Raw genomic sequence first — 17,648 nt, forward strand, 5'->3', positions numbered from 1 at the left:
CAGACTTTCACCCAGATGATAAGAATTCTCACTTATATATATAAAAAAATACCTCCTGCCATCGCAGAAGGTATTTTTTATGATACTTGCTTTCCTTTTTCAACGTCATCTACATACCAGATGAATTTGCCTGTATATCCGTAAATAACTGCTAAAATTAACGATACAAAGCTTAACCACATAAACGGAACGTATGAGAACGTTGCTACACCTAAAATACCAGCCATAAAAATACCATTATCCGACCACGGAACCATACCAGAAGTTAACGTTCCACCTACTTCCGAGTTACGTGCTAATACACGTCGGTCTATTTTTAATTTATCATAGCTATCTTCCATAATTTTCGGTGTTAAAATTAGTGATACGTACATCGCACAACCAAATATATTTGCTAAGAATGCCACGATTAATGTAGACAATGTTACATTACCTGCAGAATTTAATTTCTTCTCAAATTTTGATACGATTACTTTTAAAACACCTAGTTTTTCAAGTAATCCACCAAATCCTAAACCGAAAATAATAACGGCTACTGATCCAAGCATACCGTTAATTCCACCACGGTTTAATAACTTGTCAACAAACTCAACACCAGATTGAATTGAGAATCCGTTATACGCTGTTCCAATAGCCTCTCCAAAGTTCATGCCTTGGAAAAGAGTTGCCCAAATTGCACCAATTAAAGCTCCCATTGCAATTGTTGGCATAGATGGTTTCTTCATCGCTAATAGTGCGATAACAATGACCGCCGGAACAAGCATCCATATTTTAATATCAAATTCCTTTAATAAAGCTTCTTTTAAAAACTCTACTCGATTCAAATCTACATTATCGCCGCCATACATCCAACCAGCAACTGTAAACATAATGCTAGTAATAATATAAGCCGGAACATCTAATACGAGCATAGCTCGAACGTGAGCAATAACATCTACTTTTGCCATAGACGCTGCAAGAACTGTACTATCAGAAAGTGGTGATAATTTATCGCCGAAATAAGCTCCCGAAAGAACTGCACCAGCAACAAGCGGAAGTGGTAATCCAAGTCCCTCACCAATTGCCATCATAGCAATACCTGCTGTTCCTACTGTTCCCCATGATGTTCCTGTCGCGATAGAAGTTATCGAACAAATAATTAATGTTGCCAGTAAGAATATGCTAGGGTGAATAAACTCTAATCCATAATAGATTAATGTTGGGACAACGCCACCAGCAATCCATGTTCCAATTAAAGCACCTACTGCAACTAAAATCAGTATTGCTTCTAATCCGTTAGAAATCCCTTTCGTAATTGCATCTTGCAATTCTTGATAACGAAATCCTAATCTTAATCCAAGCGCAATTACTAAAAACCATGAAATAAATAGCGCTAATTGAATTGGGAGATCAAAAATCGTTTGGAAGGAAAAGACAACAGCAAGAAATAGTAATAAAAGAACTATGATTTCTAGCATCGATGGTAATCTTACACTTTTCATTTTTTTCTCTCCTTACAAGTCGATAACATGACATATGTCGTCTTACATGTATGTAATATACAATTAGCGAAGACAAAACAAAATTTTCATATTATTTCGATTTATTTTTCCAGTATAATATATTGGACACCTTTTCTATTGTAAAAGTAGATGTTACTTTTCGCAATGGAAAATATAAAAAATGTTACATTTTTTATATAGAACAACCCAAAAATAACCTTTTTACTATTCCCCATCTTTTAAGGACTACCATTTTTCCCCACGCAAAAAAGCACACATCATTAAAATGATGCATGCTCCACTTTTATTTATACATATTTTGTATTTCTTCTTTATTTTTTAGTATTTCCACAAACTTATCGCTACAACCTTTCGGAAACAACACTCCGAGTCCGTATGAATGCTCAAACTGAAAATGAGGGTACTTCGCTTTGACCTCATCCCAAAATTTATACACGCCGAAGTCTCGACCTTTCACCTCAATATCATGAAATAAAACAATACCGTTATTCGCAAGTTTCGGTAACCATGTTTTATAATCATGAGAAACTGCTTCATACGTATGATAACCATCAATATGCAACAAATTTATCGTTCCATCTTGAAACTGATCCACCGCCTCGTCAAAAGTAGATCGAATTAAATTCCCTATTTGAGGATAACTCATGTCCGTATATTTACTCACTATTTGAAAAACACCTTCTCCATATGGACCTGTATGCTCATCCCCTTCCCAAGTATCTACAGCAAAGCATTTTGTAGATAATCCTCCATCTTTTACGCCTTGGCAAAAACTGAAAAAAGAAGCTCCTAAATGTGTACCTAACTCAACTAATATTTCTGGCTTTTCAAATCGTACTAAATCATAAGCAAAGTTTAAGTGTCCCACCCACGCCGAATTCATTCGAATATATGGACTATATTGATCAAATTCAAATATTGGTTTATGAGTAACCCAGCTCATCACATTTCTCCTTCTACACATATTTTTAACAAACCAAATTACTCTTATCTTTATTTTTTTATCTTCTTGATTATGATTTAATTTTATAATTTCGCCTCGTTTTATTTAACCTAATCACTTATATCGTAAAGATAACTGGAACTACTAAAATCCCCGTCTCACAAAACAGAAATTTCAGTTTAAATTTTATGCATTTCGTGATATATTGCATATTGTATTCAAAATTTATTTTTAGAGAAAGGAAATAAAACTATATGGATCCAAATCGTTTAAAAGGAATCATTATGGTTGTAATTGGTGCTTGTTTATGGGGATTGTCCGGGACAGCTGCACAACAACTTTTCCAATATGAACACGTTTCTACTGAATGGTTAGTTACAATTCGATTGCTTATATCCGGCGTTATCTTGCTCATTATTTCGTCATTCGGAACGAGAAAAAAAGAAATATTCGGCATATGGAAACAAAAATCGGATGCTATTAAAATGATTTTGTTTGGCCTATTCGGTATGCTTGCTGTACAGTACACGTATTTTGCGTCTATTAAAGAAGGGAATGCTGCCGTCGCAACATTATTGCAATATTTAGCTCCTATATTTATCACTGTATACTTACTTTTCAAATGGAACGTTCGTCCATCAAAAATTGATTTTATTTCAATTGCCCTTTCATTAGTAGGAACTTTTCTTTTACTAACAAACGGATCTGTTCATAACTTGGCCGTTTCTACACCAGCTATTATTTGGGGCATTTTATCTGGATTATCTCTTGCTTTTTATAGTTTATATTCAAAGGGATTACTAGAAAGATGGTCTTCCTCTGTTATCGTTGGATGGGGCATGATTATTGGGGGGATGGGTGTAACAATCCTACACTTTATTTCTACAAAAGAATTCATTTTATTATCAACTATGAAATATGTAAAACTAACTACCCTACCGCTTATCACATTTGTCGTCATTTTCGGGACACTTATTGCATTTTATTTATACTTAGACAGCATACGATACTTGACTCCGAAAGAAACGACATTATTCGGTTGTACAGAGCCACTCGCAGCTATTATTTCTTCTGTACTTATATTACACGTACCGTTTCAATCTTTTCAGTTATTAGGGGCTCTTTGTGTAATTGTAATGGTGCTTATTTTAAGCCAAAAGCCAGATGAAGGGAAACCCGAATTAAAGCTTGTTCATGAGAAAAAGGAAAATATACAATGAAAGGATTGAATTCACTATGCCTATCCCTCAAAATTATAAAAAACAAGGAAGAGTTTCGGCAAAATCACTCGTTTTAAATCAACTACAAGATTGGATTATTGAAGGTGTACTGCAGCCTGATGAAAAAATTAATGATGGGGAATTGGCTGAAGCACTAGGAGTAAGCAGAACACCTGTAAGAGAAGCACTTCAAATATTAGAACTTTCTGGATTAGTGGAAATGGTACCTGGGCAAAAAACAAAAATTGCTCCTATTAAGTTAGACGACATACCTATCATTTATGAAACGATGGCTGGTCTTCACTCTATTATAGGAAAGCAAGCACTTCAAAACATTACAGACGTTGATTTGAAACTACTTTCTGAAATAAATGATGACTTTCAGCGCTCTATAGAGAACAAAAATGCAAAACAAGCTTTACAACTAGATATACAATTTCACAATACAATTTCTTCTATTGCTAAAAACCAATATATTGAACCATTTCTGGAAAATATGCAACTTCACGTTTTACGTCTTGAATATTTGTTTTTCCAAAACTTCGTTCCAGCAAGTCAATCTATTGAAGAACATCATTCTATCATTCAAGCACTGCAGAAGCAGGACGAAAAACAAATGGAACTAATGATGTCTCAAAACTGGCTTCGTCCAATGAAAGAAATATCAAAAATAATTTCTATGAAATAATAATAGAGCTGGTTACATACAATCGTAACCAGCTCACCTTTTACTAATCTATATAGCTATGCTTGAATATCTGCATAATCTTCCATATCTTCGTACTCTTTTTCCAATTCCTCTAAAGACAGCTCGTATAATTGTCGGTCGCGAATTTTAAACACACCTGCTCCAATTAACTCATCGATTAAATGCCTCTTACGATTTTCAACAGCAAAACGGAGTTGACTACTCATCTTTTAAAAAACTCCTTTCTACGATCATTGAAAATGATAATCTTTATCAATTACCACTTTTGATTATAAAAGATGACTCTTTATAAGTAAAGTAATTTCATGAAATATTTACCTTACAAAGTATTTGTGGCCACATTATATATATGTATGCCGTGCGAAAAATGTTATGACACATTTTCTTATCCTTTTTCTTTCATACTTTGCAAGTTGTCTCACCATGATTAAACTCACCATCTATTTCTACTTGAATGGTGACATGTTCTACATGAAATTTTTCCTTTAATACATTCGTAGCCTCTTTTAATACACTTTGCGTTTCATTATCTTTAATAATCAAATGGCAAGTTAATACTTGAAAATCAGATGTGACAGACCATATATGCAAATCATGAACTTCTTTTACAACCGTAATATTTAATAATGTACTTTTTACCTCTTCAACATTTATGTACTGTGGTGCACCTTCCATTAATATATGGACCGTATCACGTGTTACACGCCATCCACTAATAATGACTAAAATAGACACAAGAATACTAGCAATCGCATCTGCAGCAGTCCATCCGAAAAATTTAATACATAGCGCTGCAATAATCGCTCCGACTGATCCTAATAGATCGCCTAATACGTGTAAGAAAGCACTTCTTAAATTCAAATTGCCCTTCACATCTCCGCCTCTCATTAATATCCAAGCTGATAAAATATTAATAAATAGACCAAGTACGGCAATAATGAGCATCCCATTACTAGCAATCTCAACCGGTTCTTTAAAACGGCGTATTGCTTCAATAAAAATGTATACTGAAATGACAATAAGAACGACACCGTTACATAATGCTGCTAACATTTCGACTCGCTTGTACCCATATGTTTTCGCAGCTGTTGCTGTTTTTTCTCCAAGCTTAAACGCAAGTAAACTTAAAGCTAAAGATACCGCATCACTTAACATATGCCCCGCGTCAGATAGTAGTGCTAAACTATTTGTTACAAATCCTCCAATTACTTCAGCAATCATAAAACTTGTTGTTAGTACGAAAGCAATCAGTAACGCCTTTTTATTGTTAGAATGACCGTGATCATGTGAATGTCCCATACGAATGCTCCTTTAAGTGCAATATCTGTATGTTAGTATGAAACAAACTCCCCATCTTTATCCCGAATTAACGCCCGATTGGTGAAGGCTCATAATCAGTAACGGTGCCCCACACACTGATTAAAATTCCGCTTTATCCCGCTTCCTCTGTATACACACTTCGCTCTTTTTCAAACAAGTCCTTTTTCTCAAATAAAAACAAGACTACTTCTTTTTTATTTTCATATTGTTTACTAAAGAAAGAATTTTTAAGGAGGAGACGAAATTGAAAAGACTGTTTCTCTGTATGGAGCGTGAACTTATTGTTGTAAAAGAACGATATGGTAACTATGAAGCATCCTATCACTTACAAAATATGCAACCTACCTGTATTGCAGTTGATCCATTCCAACAAAATCGTGTATATTGCGGAACATTTGGACGAGGTTTATGGTTAAGCGACGATGGCGGGGATTCGTGGAGACCGATTGGAGATTCCTATCGTTACTTTGATTTCCCTAAAGAGGATGGTATTCTGCACTCCTCTATCACTTCCATAACGATAAGCTCAAATGAACAAGTTAATGGATATGGCGTCGTTTATGTCGGCACAGAACCGAGCGCTTTATTCCGTTCAGAAAATGGCGGTGAAACGTGGACTGAACTTAAAAATATGAAATCATTATTATCTTCTTATACGTGGGCTTTTCCGCCTAGACCTTTCACCCATCACGTTCGCTGGATTACAGTAGATCCAAACACTCCAAATACAATCCATGTTTCAATTGAAGCAGGTGCTGTTATTCAAAGTAATGATAGAGGGCATACATGGATTGATAAAAAATTTGGTGCTCCTATCGATGCTCATCAATTGCTTATGCATCCTGACGCTCCAAATCGCCTTTATGCATCATGCGGTGACGGATTTATGGGCGGACCTGATCGCGCATACCTCGAAAGTTATAACAGTGGAAACAGCTGGATCTCATGCAGTGAAGGACTTGAACATCATTATTTATACAGCATGGCTATCGATCCGGCCGATTGCGATACAATTCTCGTTTCTGCCGCACCAAGTGCTGACCTCGCTCATCACCGTATTCCTTATGAATCTTATATTTATCGTAAAACGAAAGATACTCCTTTCCAGCAAGTACAACAAGGTCTACCATCAGCAATTGGTACAGTCATTTCGATGTTTGCGACAAATCCTGCAGAACCACATACATTTTACACTTTAAATAACAACGGCCTGTTTCAATCCAATGATAGCGGCGAATCGTGGGAACAACTAAACATTCCGTGGAAAGATGAGTATAAAACGCAGCATCCTCATGCGTTACTCGTAACTAGTTCTTAACGAAAAGAGACTGCCTAATGGTTTTAGGCAGTCTCTCTTATTTTTTCAAATCAATAACAATATCATCTAATATTATATCTTTCTTTTTCGCTTCTTTATTTGGTACTTCAATTTTCTTCTCAATTCCATTTATAAATTCCACTCCACCAAAGTTTTCTGGTGTATGCACTCGTAAGTTCACATGCGGTGTAACGATAAGCTTTGTTGCATTTTCGTTCAACTTTTGGAATGTAGTACTCCAACTACTTTTATGTGGCTCCGCTACTGTACTGCTTCCACCATTTCCTTCACCCGCATATTTATTTCCTAAATCATCTTTTATTTCTAATTCCACATCAGCACTATCCCATATACTTCGTAATGCCTTAGATTCTTCTTGATTATAAAAAACGATAAAGGACATCGAGGTTACTTCCATTTTGTCTATATTTACTTTTATTAATTCATTTTCAGTACTTCCTTTAAGTTTCATTTCTTTACTTTCCATAGCATTTAAAGACAACGCAAAATTCCAATCCCCTTTTATTGATTGCTTTCCATCTATTGTTTCTATTTTGTCTATCTCCCACTTGATATTTGCAACATTCATTTTTTTACCATCAACATCACTTGCTGTACTCATACCCACATACTTTTTATCCCCTATTTTTGTAATTTTAGAGCTACCAGTCATACCATTAAAACCTACAACCTGTAAGGATTCAAGGATGTTTGGATTTTCTCCTAAATCTTTATCACTTTCAATAGAATACGTTACTGTTACAGTTCTTCCGTTAAATACAGCATCATTGAGTGTAACTTTAACCCCATTACTCTCTTTCGTCATATTCAATTCAGTCGAAAACTCTTTATAATTTTCATGTACCCCTGTTCTACCATTATCTAAAAATCGGAATATATCACCTACAATTGGCAATCCCCCGGCATACGTAGGAAATCCAATGCCCAGTGTTGCAACTGATAATCCTACTAAAATAGATGCAGCAGCGACACCTTTTTTCCAACTTTTCATCTTTTTCTTCGTACGTAGCGATTGTTTTACACTCCGTTTTACTTTTTCTTTTTCAATTTCAGAAGCCTCAATTTCCTCAAGTTCTTTTTCATCTATATCAATATCATTTAATAGTTCATAAATGTCTTTCATATTGCACTACCTCCAAAACTAATATTCGTAGCATTTTGTTGTAGTTTCTTTTTCCCACGGTACACACGATTATCGATCGCTGCCCGAGTTAACCCTAACTTGTCTCCTATTTCTTCTGTCTTCATACCGAGAAGATATTTCATAATGAACACCTTTTGATCTAACGGTTCTAATTGATTAATAAGCTTCAATAACTCTTCCCTATCTTCCATAACGATTAATTCATCTTCAGCTGACTTTTCCGTACTAATATGAAACTCATCTGAAATAATTTCTACTTTTCTAGTCGCTTTCCGGTAATAATCAATCGCTTTAAATTTCGCAATTGCCGCAATCCATTTTTTAAAGTCACTTGGCTCTCCATGAAATTTATTTGCGTTATTCCAAATGGAAAGAAATATATCGTTTACACATTCCTCAATGAGTCCGTCATTTTGAACTGGAAGAAGAACTTTGTGCGTGATTCCTTTTATGAGTGGTAAGTATGTATCAACAACGAATTCCAGCGCATCTTCTTTTTGCCGTTGTAATCTTTTTATAAAATTTTTCTCATTTGATTTCATGTAGCGATTCCCCTTATTTTTTTGTAAAAGCTTTTACACCCTATATAACGTCTTACAAAAAAATTTCTCTCATCTTTTTTTATTTTTTGTATGTTATGGAATACTTTCCCTAAGCCATTGTCTCACATAACTATGTATTACAAGAAAATTTTCTCAAGTCTGCCTTTTAATTCATGTAGTACACTATTTATATAGTCACTCTTTAACTTAGTGTACATTTTACCCCGCATTAACGGGCAGTAAATCCCACCTCAAAATTGTGCGAATACGAGGATGTTAGGTGGGAGATAACTGCCCGTAAAAGCCCGATTGGTTCAACTAATAATCAGTGGGGGCTGGCCCCCCACTGATTAAAGTTTCACTTTATTTCATTAATCTACTTTTCAACATTTTAAATTAGGAGATGAGATGTGTATGTGTGGAATTACAGGTTGGGTAGATTGGAAGGAAGATCTTTCAAATCAACATGTTATTTTAGAAAAGATGGCAAATAGTATTCAGCATCGTGGTCCTGATGCTGAAGGATTTTGGTTTTCACCTCGTGCGGCCTTTGCACACCGGCGTTTAATTGTTATTGATCCAGAAGGTGGGACACAGCCGAAGACATTTCGTTCTGGTGATTATACGTATGCTCTTACTTATAATGGAGAAATTTATAATTTCCGTGAACTGAGAGAACAACTTCGAAAATGTGGTCATGCATTTGAAACGCATTCAGATACAGAAGTGTTACTACATGCTTATTTAGAATGGAAAGAAGATTGCGTACAACATTTAAACGGAATTTTCGCTTTCGCCTTATGGGATGATCAGAAGCAACAATTATTTTTAGCACGTGACCACTTAGGCGTAAAGCCACTTTTTTATACAGAAAGAAATGACAGCATTATTTTCGGATCTGAAATAAAAGCGCTATTGGCTCATCCATCTGTTCCTGCTGAAATTGATTCGGATGGCATAAACGAAATATTTGGATTAGGCTTATTTCGAACTCCAGGATGTGGCGTCTTTAAACATATTCAAGAAGTGCGTGCTGGACATTCTATAACGTTTACACGTGATAAAAAAGTAGTTAAGAAGTATTGGAATTTAGAAAGTAAGGTTCATACAGACTGTACTGAAGATACATCATCACATATTTTATCTATTTTACAAGATACAGTAAAAAGACAATTAATTGCCGATGTTCCTCTCGTTTGTATGTTATCAGGAGGATTAGATTCTAGCGGAATTACTGCACTAGCGGGGAAAGAATTTGCTACTGAAAATAAAACACTTCATACGTATTCCGTTGACTTTGTAAATAGCGCAAAAGATTTCGAGCTGACATTTGCTCGCACTGGTTTAGACGCTCCTTGGGTAAAACGCGTTTCTGAACATGTAGGGACATCGCATCATGACATTATTGTGAATGCTGAAGAATTAGCAAATCACTTATTCGTTCCCCTTCGTGCAAAAGATTTACCGAGTGCCGGTGAAATGGAAACTTCACTATATTTACTATTTTGCGAAATGAAAAAAGATGCAACTGTAGCTTTATCTGGAGAATCTGCTGATGAAGTATTCGGCGGGTATCCTTGGTTTCACCAAGAAGAATTACTATATGTAGATAAGTTTCCCTGGCTAACAAATTGGAAGAATACTTCTCCTCTTCTACTAAATGACGTAAATAACCAATGCAACCTAGAAAACTATATTGATGCACGATTCCAAGAAGCGATACTTGAAGTACCTACTCTTGAAGGCGAAAGTAAAAAATCCGCAAAACAACGTCAAATGTTTTATTTATTTTTAACGAGATTTCTCCCTTTCTTACTTGACCGTAAAGACCGTATGAGCATGGCTGTAGGGTTTGAAGTTCGTGTACCGTTTTGCGATTATCGATTAGTTGAATATTTATGGAACGTTCCTTTCAACATAAAAAGCATTGATAATATTGAAAAAGGCATTTTACGTAGAGCACTGCAACCTGCTTTACCTGACGATGTACGTAATAGAAGAAAAAGTGCTTATCCAACTTCACAAGATCCACATTATCTGCAAACAATCCGTCATTTATCACTCGACATGTGCAGTAATAAAAACAATCCTATTTTCTCACTTATTAATCATTCTACATTACTTGCCATTGCCGATGAAAGCAATAAAGAAATTAACAATTTTGAAGCAAGAAGTGCTATGGAATACATGCTTCAAGTAAATGAATGGTTAAAAACGTATCACATCCATATCGCTTAACAAAAAGGAGTTCAAGGATAAAAAACCTTGAACTCCTTTTATATTAATTAGCGCATCGTTTATTTTCAGTATCAATAGACCATCCAATAATAGTGGCACAATCTCTACCTTTCCACTGCAGTACATTTGTTAATACTGGTTCAATCTGTAAACAACTTCCGTCGTGCAATATTTCTACTAATGATTGATCATCATCAAACCTTTGTTTATCACATTCTAAAATACCGTCCGTTGCCATTACAATATGATTCATTCCTTTTTCTAATCCTCTTACACCTGACGTAAAGCAAGGTGTATTTGCCGCAAAAATATTTTTCCTACCGATATATTCGTAATTCTTTCGTTTATTTAATCGCCCTTTACCATTCTTCGTTTTCTCAGAATGGAATAAATATGCGAAACAATCACCAACTGATAGCCAATATAAAAATTCGCCTTTTCGTAAACAAATTAAGCATGCAAGTTCCTCATCATCTTGATCACATTTTTCAATAAACAATTCATCTGTAAATAACGCTAATAAGTACATATGTGTATGATGAAAAGCTAAATGTATCGGGTAGGAAAATAACTCTTTTAGTTTCTCTTTTCTTTCTGAAATTGCTTCTATTATATAATCAATATTTTTTGTTTTATGGTGTGTATCAAAAATCATAACAAATTCAAATTGTAATTCAGGATCCCACCAAGCAAGTACCGCATCTCCTCGTTCATATGCATCACTTTCTTGATTTCCCCCATATACGCCGACTGAAAGAGGACCACATTTTTCAACATGTATTTCATCTACATACATCTGTTCATGACTCATCCATTTGAATGTATTCACAGCTATCATCCTCTCTCTTGCTAAATGTATACCTTTACACATAGATTACCTTATATTTCAATAAAAATAAACTTTTTCAACATTTTTTATCCAAATAAAAGGGTTTTATTTCTATACTAACGAATATATCTTATTATACGATATAAAAAACAGGGGGCTTTATCATTATGAAAGACATCAATCAACATTGGGAGAGTATTTATTATCACTTACGATATGAATATGAAGACAACCTTTCCCACCAAGCTATTCGTATTTTACAAATCGTTTCTCGTGAGAAAGATATAACAATTGGAAAAGTCGCTACTGAGCTTAGTCTCTCTCATAACACAGCATCTGAACACGTAAAGCGCCTTATTCAAAAAGGATTTATTATAAAAGAAAGAAACAAACAAGATGAAAGAGTTGTAAACCTTACATTAACGATAGAAGGCATTGAAGTATTAGAAAAGCATACTTTACTAGATAAAGAAAAGATAAAAATATTAGAATCTCAGTTATCAAAAGAAGAACAACAATTAATCGAAAAAGCCTTTTCGTTATTAGCGAAGGAGGCAAAATATGCATTTCCTCGTTAAAGTAATCGTCTCGGCACTTATTATCGGCGTTATTACTGAAGTCGCTAAACATTACAGTGCGATAGGCGGCTTTATTGCTGCCCTTCCACTCGTTAGTTTACTAAGTCTATTTTGGATTTCTTTTGAAGGCGGGAACAAACAAGAATTAAGTCAATTTGCTATAGGCGTATTATATGGATTTCCCGCATCCGCACTACTATTATTTATCGTCTATATTGGTTTAAAAAACTCATTTTCACTTAGTACATCTGTCCTAATGGGTATAGGGGTTTGGTGTATTGTTTTTGCTTGTCAAAAATTATTTCAAGCTTAGTTAGGAGGTTTTATTATTTATAAACTTGTAGAGGTATTGGGGCAAACTATAGAAGTATATATAAAAGGAAGTAGTAAACAAACGGTAGTCATTCAAACCGGAATGACTTGCTCATTTTACGATTGGCTTCCTATTATAGAAAAGCTTTCACGGCACTTTACAGTCGTTTCATATCATCGCCCTGGTTACGGAAAAAGTGAACTAGGGAATTATTCACGTACTACGTTACAAGTAACAAAAGAACTTCATTTGTTGCTACAAAAATTGGATATTCACGAGCCAATCATTCTAATCGGTCATTCCTATGGCGGCTTATGCGCACAACATTTTGCGATGCTACATGAAGATAAGCTAGAGGCACTTATTTTAGTTGATTCTACTTCCATGAACTTACACCGACTAGATGAACTTCATTTACCAATTTCTGATCAGACTGACTCGGATGACATGTGGCTTCAAAAATATAATACGTACTCCAAAATGAATGTAGACATGCTTTATAATGAACTAAAATCTATACTCGTTAATCAACCAAGACAATACATTGAATTTTCTACCTCGCCTCTATTATATAAAGCGACAGCTTCTGAACTATGTGAGTGGAAAAATTGTGCTCGCTCAATAAAAGAGCTACATAAAACATTAGAAACACCTTTAATCGTTATCGGTAGAGACCCTCAATATTCTATTACTCAGTTGACTGAAGGCGGTATGCCAAAAGAGGAAGCGATACAACTAGAAGCAATGTGGCAAGAACTAATTCATGAACAATTACAGCTCTCAATACATAGCCAATATATACTTGCCGAACATGCTGGTCACGGAATCGAAATTGATCGGTCAGATATTATTATTGAAGTAATTCAATCTCTATAAAAAAAGGAAGCAACTAACGCTGCTTCCTTACTTATCTATTCATAATCTTCTTCATCATCGATTTCTTCGTAATACGAATTCCCATTACTTACATAAATAGGGCCATTCGCAACGTCAATACGTAATACCCATGCCCATGGCACAGCTAAACGCTTATGTATTGCTCGCCAAAAGCTCATTGATTTTCTTTCGTACTCCTGGAACTCCTGAAGTAACTCTTTGTAGGAGGAACCGTCTAACTGAATATTTGCTTCTAGCAAACGAGAATGGGCATAGTACTGCAGCTCAAGTTCAGCAGCAATTTCCATTTCTTCTTCCGTTGCCATACCAATAATTGTTCCATCTGCTGGTGCAATTTCATATACGTTGTGAACTTCAATAAGCCCTTCTTTCTCTTTCTCAAACATGTAAACAGCCTCCTTTAACACATAATTTTTATGTTACAAAGTCATACTTCTACAATAACTTCTCTCTTTCCTCTTTTTTTGATAAACTTTTACAAATTATTTACCCCGCATTAACGGGCAGTAAGACCCCCACCTCAAAATTCAGCGAAAGCAAAGAAGTTAGATGGGGATCAACTGCCCGTAAAAGCCCGATTGGTGAAGGCTAATAATCAGTGGGGGATGAACAAAACCCCCACTGATTAAAGTTTCACTTTATCTGATAATCTGTAGACTGTATTCTTTCAGCAGAACTGAAACAATTATTATTAAAAGTTAATTTATACACGTCAGGCATATGAAGGGTTTTCCAAAACTGAAAATCATATTTCGAGTCAAAATAATTCATTAGTAATACCATAATATTCCCATGAGTACCTATTACAATATTCTTACCTTTATATTTTTTTAATATACTTTGCATACATGTTACAACGCGTCTTTGTGCTACATCATTTGATTCTCCGCCTTCGTATGCATAATTCCAATCTCCCCACACTTTCTCCATAGCATCATTAAAATCCTGTACCGGCTCTGTACTTAATAATCTTTCACGCAAATCTTCTTCTATTTGTATCAATACATTATATGTATTCGCAATTCCTTGCACAGTTTGAATTGCTCTTTTATACGGGCTAGAGAAAACAACATCAATATGTTTATCTTTTAATAATTGTGTTACATTCTCTGCATCACAATGCCCTTTTTCAGATAACGGCCGTTCCCGTTCTTCTTTTGTATAGGTAGAATGGGCATGGCCAACGAAATATATTGTCGTCATTTTTCAACTTCCTTTCTTATTTTCAATCTATATTCAATGAAGCAAATAAGAAATCCTGTATCATAAAAAGAAAAGGACACTTTCTAAAAAGCGCCCTTGTTTACATAATAAAATTATTTCATTATAATTTCTTTCTAAACTCTTCATCTTTTATAGCATCTTGAATAAAATAAGCTATATTATTTCTCAGCTTTTGGTATGCAACTTAATCTTCTATATCGTTAAACATAATGACAGCTTCTACCTTATTGCCTTTTTTATCTGTAGTATACGATGTGAACTTGTCATGACTAGTAAGCTCTAACTCTGTTAAACTATCATTTACTCTTTCTATTCCAAGCCTATCTAACAAATATGTTGTAAAAGAAAGAGTTACTCTATTTCACATGATGTTATTTGTCCATTTAACGTAACGATTATTTTTGAGTCATCACTTTCTTTACTATCTTTTAGTCGATTGGAGTTAGGAGGACCAATTACAACTGACTCCTTAATTGGCGAAAGGTCCTTGCCTAATTTTTCTGCACTTACACCGTATGCAGCTTGAAATACTTCTGGTGGTGTTAATCTAAGTATGTCTGATCCTTCTGCTGTTTCAAACTGATCGTTATTGAAGAACAAATGTAATTGTACTTCTTCTGTTACCGCTGTGATCCAATGCCACCATCCCATTGGAATAAAGACAGTTTGCCCCGCTTTTACATGATAATTTTGTAATTGATTCGTTTCGGGATTTAAAATGGATGTAACTGCTTCTCCTGATACTACAACATCCAACTCCCACGCATTCGGATGCCAATGCGGTTCTCGCATATGCCCTTTCGTCATAAATAAATCAACAAATGCTCCACCTATCATCGCTGGTAACTGAGTTGACGTAACTTCATATGCAACGTTTTTCTCATCCCTTTTAAAAAAGATATTTTTTCTCGAATCAAAGAAAAGGTTTGGAGTTCCTGAGCTTTTCTTTAAGTTTTTATTATCTGGAACATAACCTGAACTACTCATTTTATCCCTCTTTTCCACTCCGAACATTTCTACTTTCACACTGTATCGTATGGAAAAAATGTATGAATGTGCCTAAGCATTAACATAACAAAAAAACATGCCTTCATAAGGAGAGCATGTTTTGTGATATTATTCACATTATTTAGTTAAAAAACAAACTTTTTACTTACCATGATGTAACATTAAATCACTAAGTTCTTCTTCAATGTGATTTAATTTCGCAACGCCTTCTTTCCATTTATGAATATAACGTGATACCCCGACAATAAATAAACCAATAATTGTAGAAAGAATAATACCATATACGATTGTTACAGTACTCATAGTTACACTTCCTTATAATTAGTAATGTTGTTATTAGTTATGTTTTTATTATAAACCTTTTTCTTTTAAAATACTTCGATTTCAACTTTTTGTAACAAAATTGATTTTTCTAACATTTCGTTCGTGAAAATGGCATATTTTTCACAAATTATACAAAACTTCACCATATGTACTATTACCATATGAGTTATATTATTTAATAGAATAAAGGGGATGATATACTATGACGACTTGGTTTATTGTTATGTTAGTTGTATTTGGGGCATTTAAAATTATCGTTTCTAGTCTTCCTAACTCTGTTATTGAATCCATCATTAGCAAGTACGAAACACATCCACAACTTGAAGAAGAGAATGCGACTGTTACAATCAATGGAAATAACTTAGAAGGCGAACAGAAATCCAAAATTATTCATGATTTTAACGAAGGATTATTTTTAGATCGCTATTATGCACCACCATACAATGAGGGCACACCTTTAATTATCAATGCAAAACGTGGTAAAAAAGATTTTGTCTTTTACATTTATAGTCATGAAGAACATGTTGATGTTGTAAAGCAATATAAAAAGAAGGTAGTTGCTTATAGTTTACGCTCTAAAAACCTTCAAAATAATGCTATGTTCGTGTCAGCTGATTTAGCTTAATACTCGTATATTAGAAAAAGGAATCCATAGCATATGGATTCCTTTTTTACTATTCACTGAAAAATAAGCTCTGTCTTCAAACTATCTTTCGGCAACAACCATCCTTTTTGTTCTGCAATCTTCATTAATAATTCTCTTTGTTTTGTTGCAATACTTTCCTCATTTGTTTTAAACGACACTTCTATTACGAAATCATCTTCTATTTTCCCTGTATTACTTAGTGCCCAAACTTCAATATTCGTTTTTATATTTTCAAACTCCCCTGTATACCTTTTCATTAATACAGGACCGTAAATACGAGAGTTCTTGAGCATTCCTTCTCCCCAATTCGTATACAACCATTTGTTCATTTTCCCTGGTAATTTTTCTATTAACATGTTTTGAGCGGCTCGTTCGTTTGGTAAATCAAGTACTCCATATCCTTTAGCACTGTAACTTTTTTTATTTGAAATACTTAACGTTTTCTTCTCAAATCCCCAATCTACTTCTGCCCCATAACTATCAGCTTTATTATCAAATCCATCTTTTTTAGCTACTTCTAGTGCATCTTGTATTACACCATTTTGAATGGGATATCTTTTTTTATATGTTAGCTCAAAATCTTTACTAAATTCTTTCTTTCGAATTCTTGCAAACCAACCTTCCTTACTTAAATCTTTATTTGCCGTATCTAAAAATTGCACTTGTATTCTTTCATAATTTGTACCAGCATGGAAATATTCTAGTACCTCTTGATTTATCTCTTTGTTATAACCTAATACTTGTTCTGGCTTTAATAATAATTTCACTTCAAAACTAGGTTTCATTGGACTGGCGGCAAAGCCTTCCTTAACGTTATAAAGGAAACAACAAAAGAAAATGCTTGCGAATACAAATACCTTTTTCATATACCG

General features: G+C 34.6%; 21 protein-coding genes and 1 pseudogene. 8 read left to right on the top strand and 14 right to left on the bottom strand.

The window, feature by feature from the left end; translation table 11 throughout:
* Positions 1-77: 77 nt before the first annotated feature.
* Both nhaC and BAQ44_RS12605 read right to left on the bottom strand, forming a co-directional pair.
* Entirely contained in the window at positions 78-1,481 is a 1,404-nt protein-coding gene (gene nhaC / locus BAQ44_RS12600) for a Na+/H+ antiporter NhaC (RefSeq protein WP_061680595.1), read from the bottom strand.
* A gap of 304 nt (positions 1,482-1,785) precedes the next feature.
* Positions 1,786-2,445 (bottom strand): class I SAM-dependent methyltransferase, encoded by a 660-nt coding sequence (locus BAQ44_RS12605; protein ID WP_061680593.1) that lies wholly within the window; start codon positions 2,443-2,445, stop codon positions 1,786-1,788.
* Positions 2,446-2,699: 254 nt separating this feature from the next.
* Between BAQ44_RS12605 and BAQ44_RS12610 the strand changes: the two genes are divergently transcribed.
* Together BAQ44_RS12610 and BAQ44_RS12615 are read left to right on the top strand one after the other, a co-directional pair.
* Complete coding sequence (locus BAQ44_RS12610) at positions 2,700-3,665, top strand: DMT family transporter (protein ID WP_071721873.1); 966 nt, start codon at positions 2,700-2,702, stop codon at positions 3,663-3,665.
* Between the two features lie 16 nt (positions 3,666-3,681).
* Positions 3,682-4,353 carry a GntR family transcriptional regulator gene (locus tag BAQ44_RS12615; protein ID WP_071721874.1) on the top strand — a complete coding sequence of 224 codons (672 nt, stop codon included), beginning with the start codon at positions 3,682-3,684 and terminating at the stop codon, positions 4,351-4,353.
* A 56-nt stretch (positions 4,354-4,409) separates the two neighbouring features.
* Here the strand turns inward: BAQ44_RS12615 and fbpA are convergent, their stop codons facing one another.
* Together fbpA and BAQ44_RS12625 are read right to left on the bottom strand one after the other, a co-directional pair.
* Positions 4,410-4,580, bottom strand: a complete 171-nt coding sequence (gene fbpA / locus BAQ44_RS12620) for a Fur-regulated basic protein FbpA (RefSeq protein WP_000098301.1) — start codon at positions 4,578-4,580, stop codon at positions 4,410-4,412.
* Positions 4,581-4,773: 193 nt separating this feature from the next.
* Positions 4,774-5,673 (bottom strand): cation diffusion facilitator family transporter, encoded by a 900-nt coding sequence (locus BAQ44_RS12625; RefSeq protein ID WP_071721875.1) that lies wholly within the window; start codon positions 5,671-5,673, stop codon positions 4,774-4,776.
* A 265-nt stretch (positions 5,674-5,938) separates the two neighbouring features.
* Here BAQ44_RS12625 and BAQ44_RS12630 point away from each other — a divergent pair, with 265 nt between their 5' ends.
* The gene (locus tag BAQ44_RS12630) at positions 5,939-7,012 is read left to right on the top strand and encodes a beta propeller repeat protein (RefSeq protein ID WP_071721876.1); all 1,074 of its coding nucleotides are present in this window, start codon (positions 5,939-5,941) and stop codon (positions 7,010-7,012) included.
* Between the two features lie 37 nt (positions 7,013-7,049).
* Here BAQ44_RS12630 and BAQ44_RS12635 read toward each other — a convergent pair whose 3' ends face one another.
* Together BAQ44_RS12635 and BAQ44_RS12640 are read right to left on the bottom strand one after the other, a co-directional pair.
* Positions 7,050-8,156, bottom strand: coding sequence for a DUF4179 domain-containing protein (locus tag BAQ44_RS12635; RefSeq protein ID WP_071721877.1), 1,107 nt, complete (start codon positions 8,154-8,156; stop codon positions 7,050-7,052).
* Positions 8,153-8,719: a sigma-70 family RNA polymerase sigma factor gene (locus BAQ44_RS12640; protein ID WP_000840022.1), complete on the bottom strand. Its 567-nt coding sequence runs from the start codon at positions 8,717-8,719 to the stop codon at positions 8,153-8,155. The genes BAQ44_RS12635 and BAQ44_RS12640 overlap by 4 nt, the downstream gene beginning before the upstream one ends.
* Positions 8,720-9,133: 414 nt before the next feature.
* On the opposite strand from BAQ44_RS12640, the gene asnB reads away from it, so the two are divergent.
* Positions 9,134-10,957, top strand: coding sequence for an asparagine synthase (glutamine-hydrolyzing) (gene asnB / locus BAQ44_RS12645; protein WP_071721878.1), 1,824 nt, complete (start codon positions 9,134-9,136; stop codon positions 10,955-10,957).
* Positions 10,958-11,000: 43 nt separating this feature from the next.
* On the opposite strand, the gene BAQ44_RS12650 is transcribed toward asnB, so the two are convergent.
* Positions 11,001-11,828 carry a PP2C family serine/threonine-protein phosphatase gene (locus tag BAQ44_RS12650; protein ID WP_063263650.1) on the bottom strand — a complete coding sequence of 276 codons (828 nt, stop codon included), beginning with the start codon at positions 11,826-11,828 and terminating at the stop codon, positions 11,001-11,003.
* Positions 11,829-11,953: 125 nt separating this feature from the next.
* Here BAQ44_RS12650 and BAQ44_RS12655 point away from each other — a divergent pair, with 125 nt between their 5' ends.
* Genes BAQ44_RS12655 through BAQ44_RS12665 form a run of 3 tightly spaced genes read left to right on the top strand, consistent with a single transcriptional unit; the run spans position 11,954 to position 13,553 of the window.
* A complete protein-coding gene (locus BAQ44_RS12655) occupies positions 11,954-12,364 on the top strand; it encodes a MarR family winged helix-turn-helix transcriptional regulator (RefSeq protein WP_061680585.1) in 411 nt (136 codons plus the stop codon).
* Positions 12,348-12,677, top strand: a complete 330-nt coding sequence (locus tag BAQ44_RS12660; protein WP_061680584.1) for a DUF3147 family protein — start codon at positions 12,348-12,350, stop codon at positions 12,675-12,677. Before BAQ44_RS12655 ends, BAQ44_RS12660 begins: the two co-directional genes overlap by 17 nt.
* 36 nt (positions 12,678-12,713) lie before the next feature.
* On the top strand, positions 12,714-13,553 hold the full coding sequence (locus BAQ44_RS12665; protein ID WP_071721879.1) for an alpha/beta hydrolase: 840 nt from the start codon (positions 12,714-12,716) through the stop codon (positions 13,551-13,553).
* A gap of 35 nt (positions 13,554-13,588) precedes the next feature.
* Here the strand turns inward: BAQ44_RS12665 and BAQ44_RS12670 are convergent, their stop codons facing one another.
* From BAQ44_RS12670 to BAQ44_RS12700, 6 genes and pseudogenes are all read right to left on the bottom strand, one after another.
* Positions 13,589-13,960 carry a hypothetical protein gene (locus BAQ44_RS12670; RefSeq protein ID WP_000461767.1) on the bottom strand — a complete coding sequence of 124 codons (372 nt, stop codon included), beginning with the start codon at positions 13,958-13,960 and terminating at the stop codon, positions 13,589-13,591.
* Positions 13,961-14,207: 247 nt separating this feature from the next.
* Positions 14,208-14,777 (bottom strand): histidine phosphatase family protein, encoded by a 570-nt coding sequence (locus BAQ44_RS12680; RefSeq protein WP_071721880.1) that lies wholly within the window; start codon positions 14,775-14,777, stop codon positions 14,208-14,210.
* A 121-nt stretch (positions 14,778-14,898) separates the two neighbouring features.
* A pseudogene (locus BAQ44_RS12685) lies at positions 14,899-15,048 on the bottom strand (serine hydrolase); the annotation flags it as partial.
* A gap of 101 nt (positions 15,049-15,149) precedes the next feature.
* Positions 15,150-15,785, bottom strand: coding sequence for a cupin domain-containing protein (locus BAQ44_RS12690; RefSeq protein ID WP_063263654.1), 636 nt, complete (start codon positions 15,783-15,785; stop codon positions 15,150-15,152).
* Between the two features lie 162 nt (positions 15,786-15,947).
* Complete coding sequence (locus tag BAQ44_RS12695; protein ID WP_061680580.1) at positions 15,948-16,109, bottom strand: hypothetical protein; 162 nt, start codon at positions 16,107-16,109, stop codon at positions 15,948-15,950.
* A 65-nt stretch (positions 16,110-16,174) separates the two neighbouring features.
* Positions 16,175-16,291 (bottom strand): hypothetical protein, encoded by a 117-nt coding sequence (locus BAQ44_RS12700; RefSeq protein WP_001987133.1) that lies wholly within the window; start codon positions 16,289-16,291, stop codon positions 16,175-16,177.
* A 41-nt stretch (positions 16,292-16,332) separates the two neighbouring features.
* On the opposite strand from BAQ44_RS12700, the gene BAQ44_RS12705 reads away from it, so the two are divergent.
* Positions 16,333-16,755 (top strand): YfmQ family protein, encoded by a 423-nt coding sequence (locus BAQ44_RS12705; RefSeq protein WP_061680579.1) that lies wholly within the window; start codon positions 16,333-16,335, stop codon positions 16,753-16,755.
* Positions 16,756-16,808: 53 nt separating this feature from the next.
* Here BAQ44_RS12705 and BAQ44_RS12710 read toward each other — a convergent pair whose 3' ends face one another.
* Positions 16,809-17,642 carry a hypothetical protein gene (locus BAQ44_RS12710; protein WP_071721881.1) on the bottom strand — a complete coding sequence of 278 codons (834 nt, stop codon included), beginning with the start codon at positions 17,640-17,642 and terminating at the stop codon, positions 16,809-16,811.
* Between the last annotated feature and the right edge of the window lie 6 nt (positions 17,643-17,648).

Origin of the sequence: Bacillus mobilis (genome assembly GCF_001884045.1) — a bacterium.
Taxonomy (GTDB): domain Bacteria; phylum Bacillota; class Bacilli; order Bacillales; family Bacillaceae_G; genus Bacillus_A; species Bacillus_A mobilis.

Excerpts from the sequence above, each read along its gene's own strand:
- BAQ44_RS12690 (WP_063263654.1), bottom strand. The coding sequence starts at position 15,785 with ATGAGTAGTTCAGGTTATGTTCCAGATAATAAAAACTTAAAGAAAAGC.
- BAQ44_RS12695 (WP_061680580.1), bottom strand. The coding sequence starts at position 16,109 with ATGAGTACTGTAACAATCGTATATGGTATTATTCTTTCTACAATTATT.
- BAQ44_RS12625 (WP_071721875.1), bottom strand. The coding sequence starts at position 5,673 with ATGGGACATTCACATGATCACGGTCATTCTAACAATAAAAAGGCGTTA.
- asnB (WP_071721878.1), top strand. The coding sequence starts at position 9,134 with ATGTGTGGAATTACAGGTTGGGTAGATTGGAAGGAAGATCTTTCAAAT.
- BAQ44_RS12670 (WP_000461767.1), bottom strand. The coding sequence starts at position 13,960 with ATGTTTGAGAAAGAGAAAGAAGGGCTTATTGAAGTTCACAACGTATAT.
- BAQ44_RS12705 (WP_061680579.1), top strand. The coding sequence starts at position 16,333 with ATGACGACTTGGTTTATTGTTATGTTAGTTGTATTTGGGGCATTTAAA.
- BAQ44_RS12605 (WP_061680593.1), bottom strand. The coding sequence starts at position 2,445 with ATGAGCTGGGTTACTCATAAACCAATATTTGAATTTGATCAATATAGT.
- BAQ44_RS12610 (WP_071721873.1), top strand. The coding sequence starts at position 2,700 with ATGGATCCAAATCGTTTAAAAGGAATCATTATGGTTGTAATTGGTGCT.
- BAQ44_RS12700 (WP_001987133.1), bottom strand. The coding sequence starts at position 16,291 with ATGGTAATAGTACATATGGTGAAGTTTTGTATAATTTGTGAAAAATAT.
- BAQ44_RS12660 (WP_061680584.1), top strand. The coding sequence starts at position 12,348 with ATGCATTTCCTCGTTAAAGTAATCGTCTCGGCACTTATTATCGGCGTT.
- BAQ44_RS12615 (WP_071721874.1), top strand. The coding sequence starts at position 3,682 with ATGCCTATCCCTCAAAATTATAAAAAACAAGGAAGAGTTTCGGCAAAA.
- BAQ44_RS12640 (WP_000840022.1), bottom strand. The coding sequence starts at position 8,719 with ATGAAATCAAATGAGAAAAATTTTATAAAAAGATTACAACGGCAAAAA.
- BAQ44_RS12650 (WP_063263650.1), bottom strand. The coding sequence starts at position 11,828 with ATGTGTAAAGGTATACATTTAGCAAGAGAGAGGATGATAGCTGTGAAT.
- fbpA (WP_000098301.1), bottom strand. The coding sequence starts at position 4,580 with ATGAGTAGTCAACTCCGTTTTGCTGTTGAAAATCGTAAGAGGCATTTA.
- nhaC (WP_061680595.1), bottom strand. The coding sequence starts at position 1,481 with ATGAAAAGTGTAAGATTACCATCGATGCTAGAAATCATAGTTCTTTTA.
- BAQ44_RS12655 (WP_061680585.1), top strand. The coding sequence starts at position 11,954 with ATGAAAGACATCAATCAACATTGGGAGAGTATTTATTATCACTTACGA.
- BAQ44_RS12635 (WP_071721877.1), bottom strand. The coding sequence starts at position 8,156 with ATGAAAGACATTTATGAACTATTAAATGATATTGATATAGATGAAAAA.
- BAQ44_RS12710 (WP_071721881.1), bottom strand. The coding sequence starts at position 17,642 with ATGAAAAAGGTATTTGTATTCGCAAGCATTTTCTTTTGTTGTTTCCTT.
- BAQ44_RS12680 (WP_071721880.1), bottom strand. The coding sequence starts at position 14,777 with ATGACGACAATATATTTCGTTGGCCATGCCCATTCTACCTATACAAAA.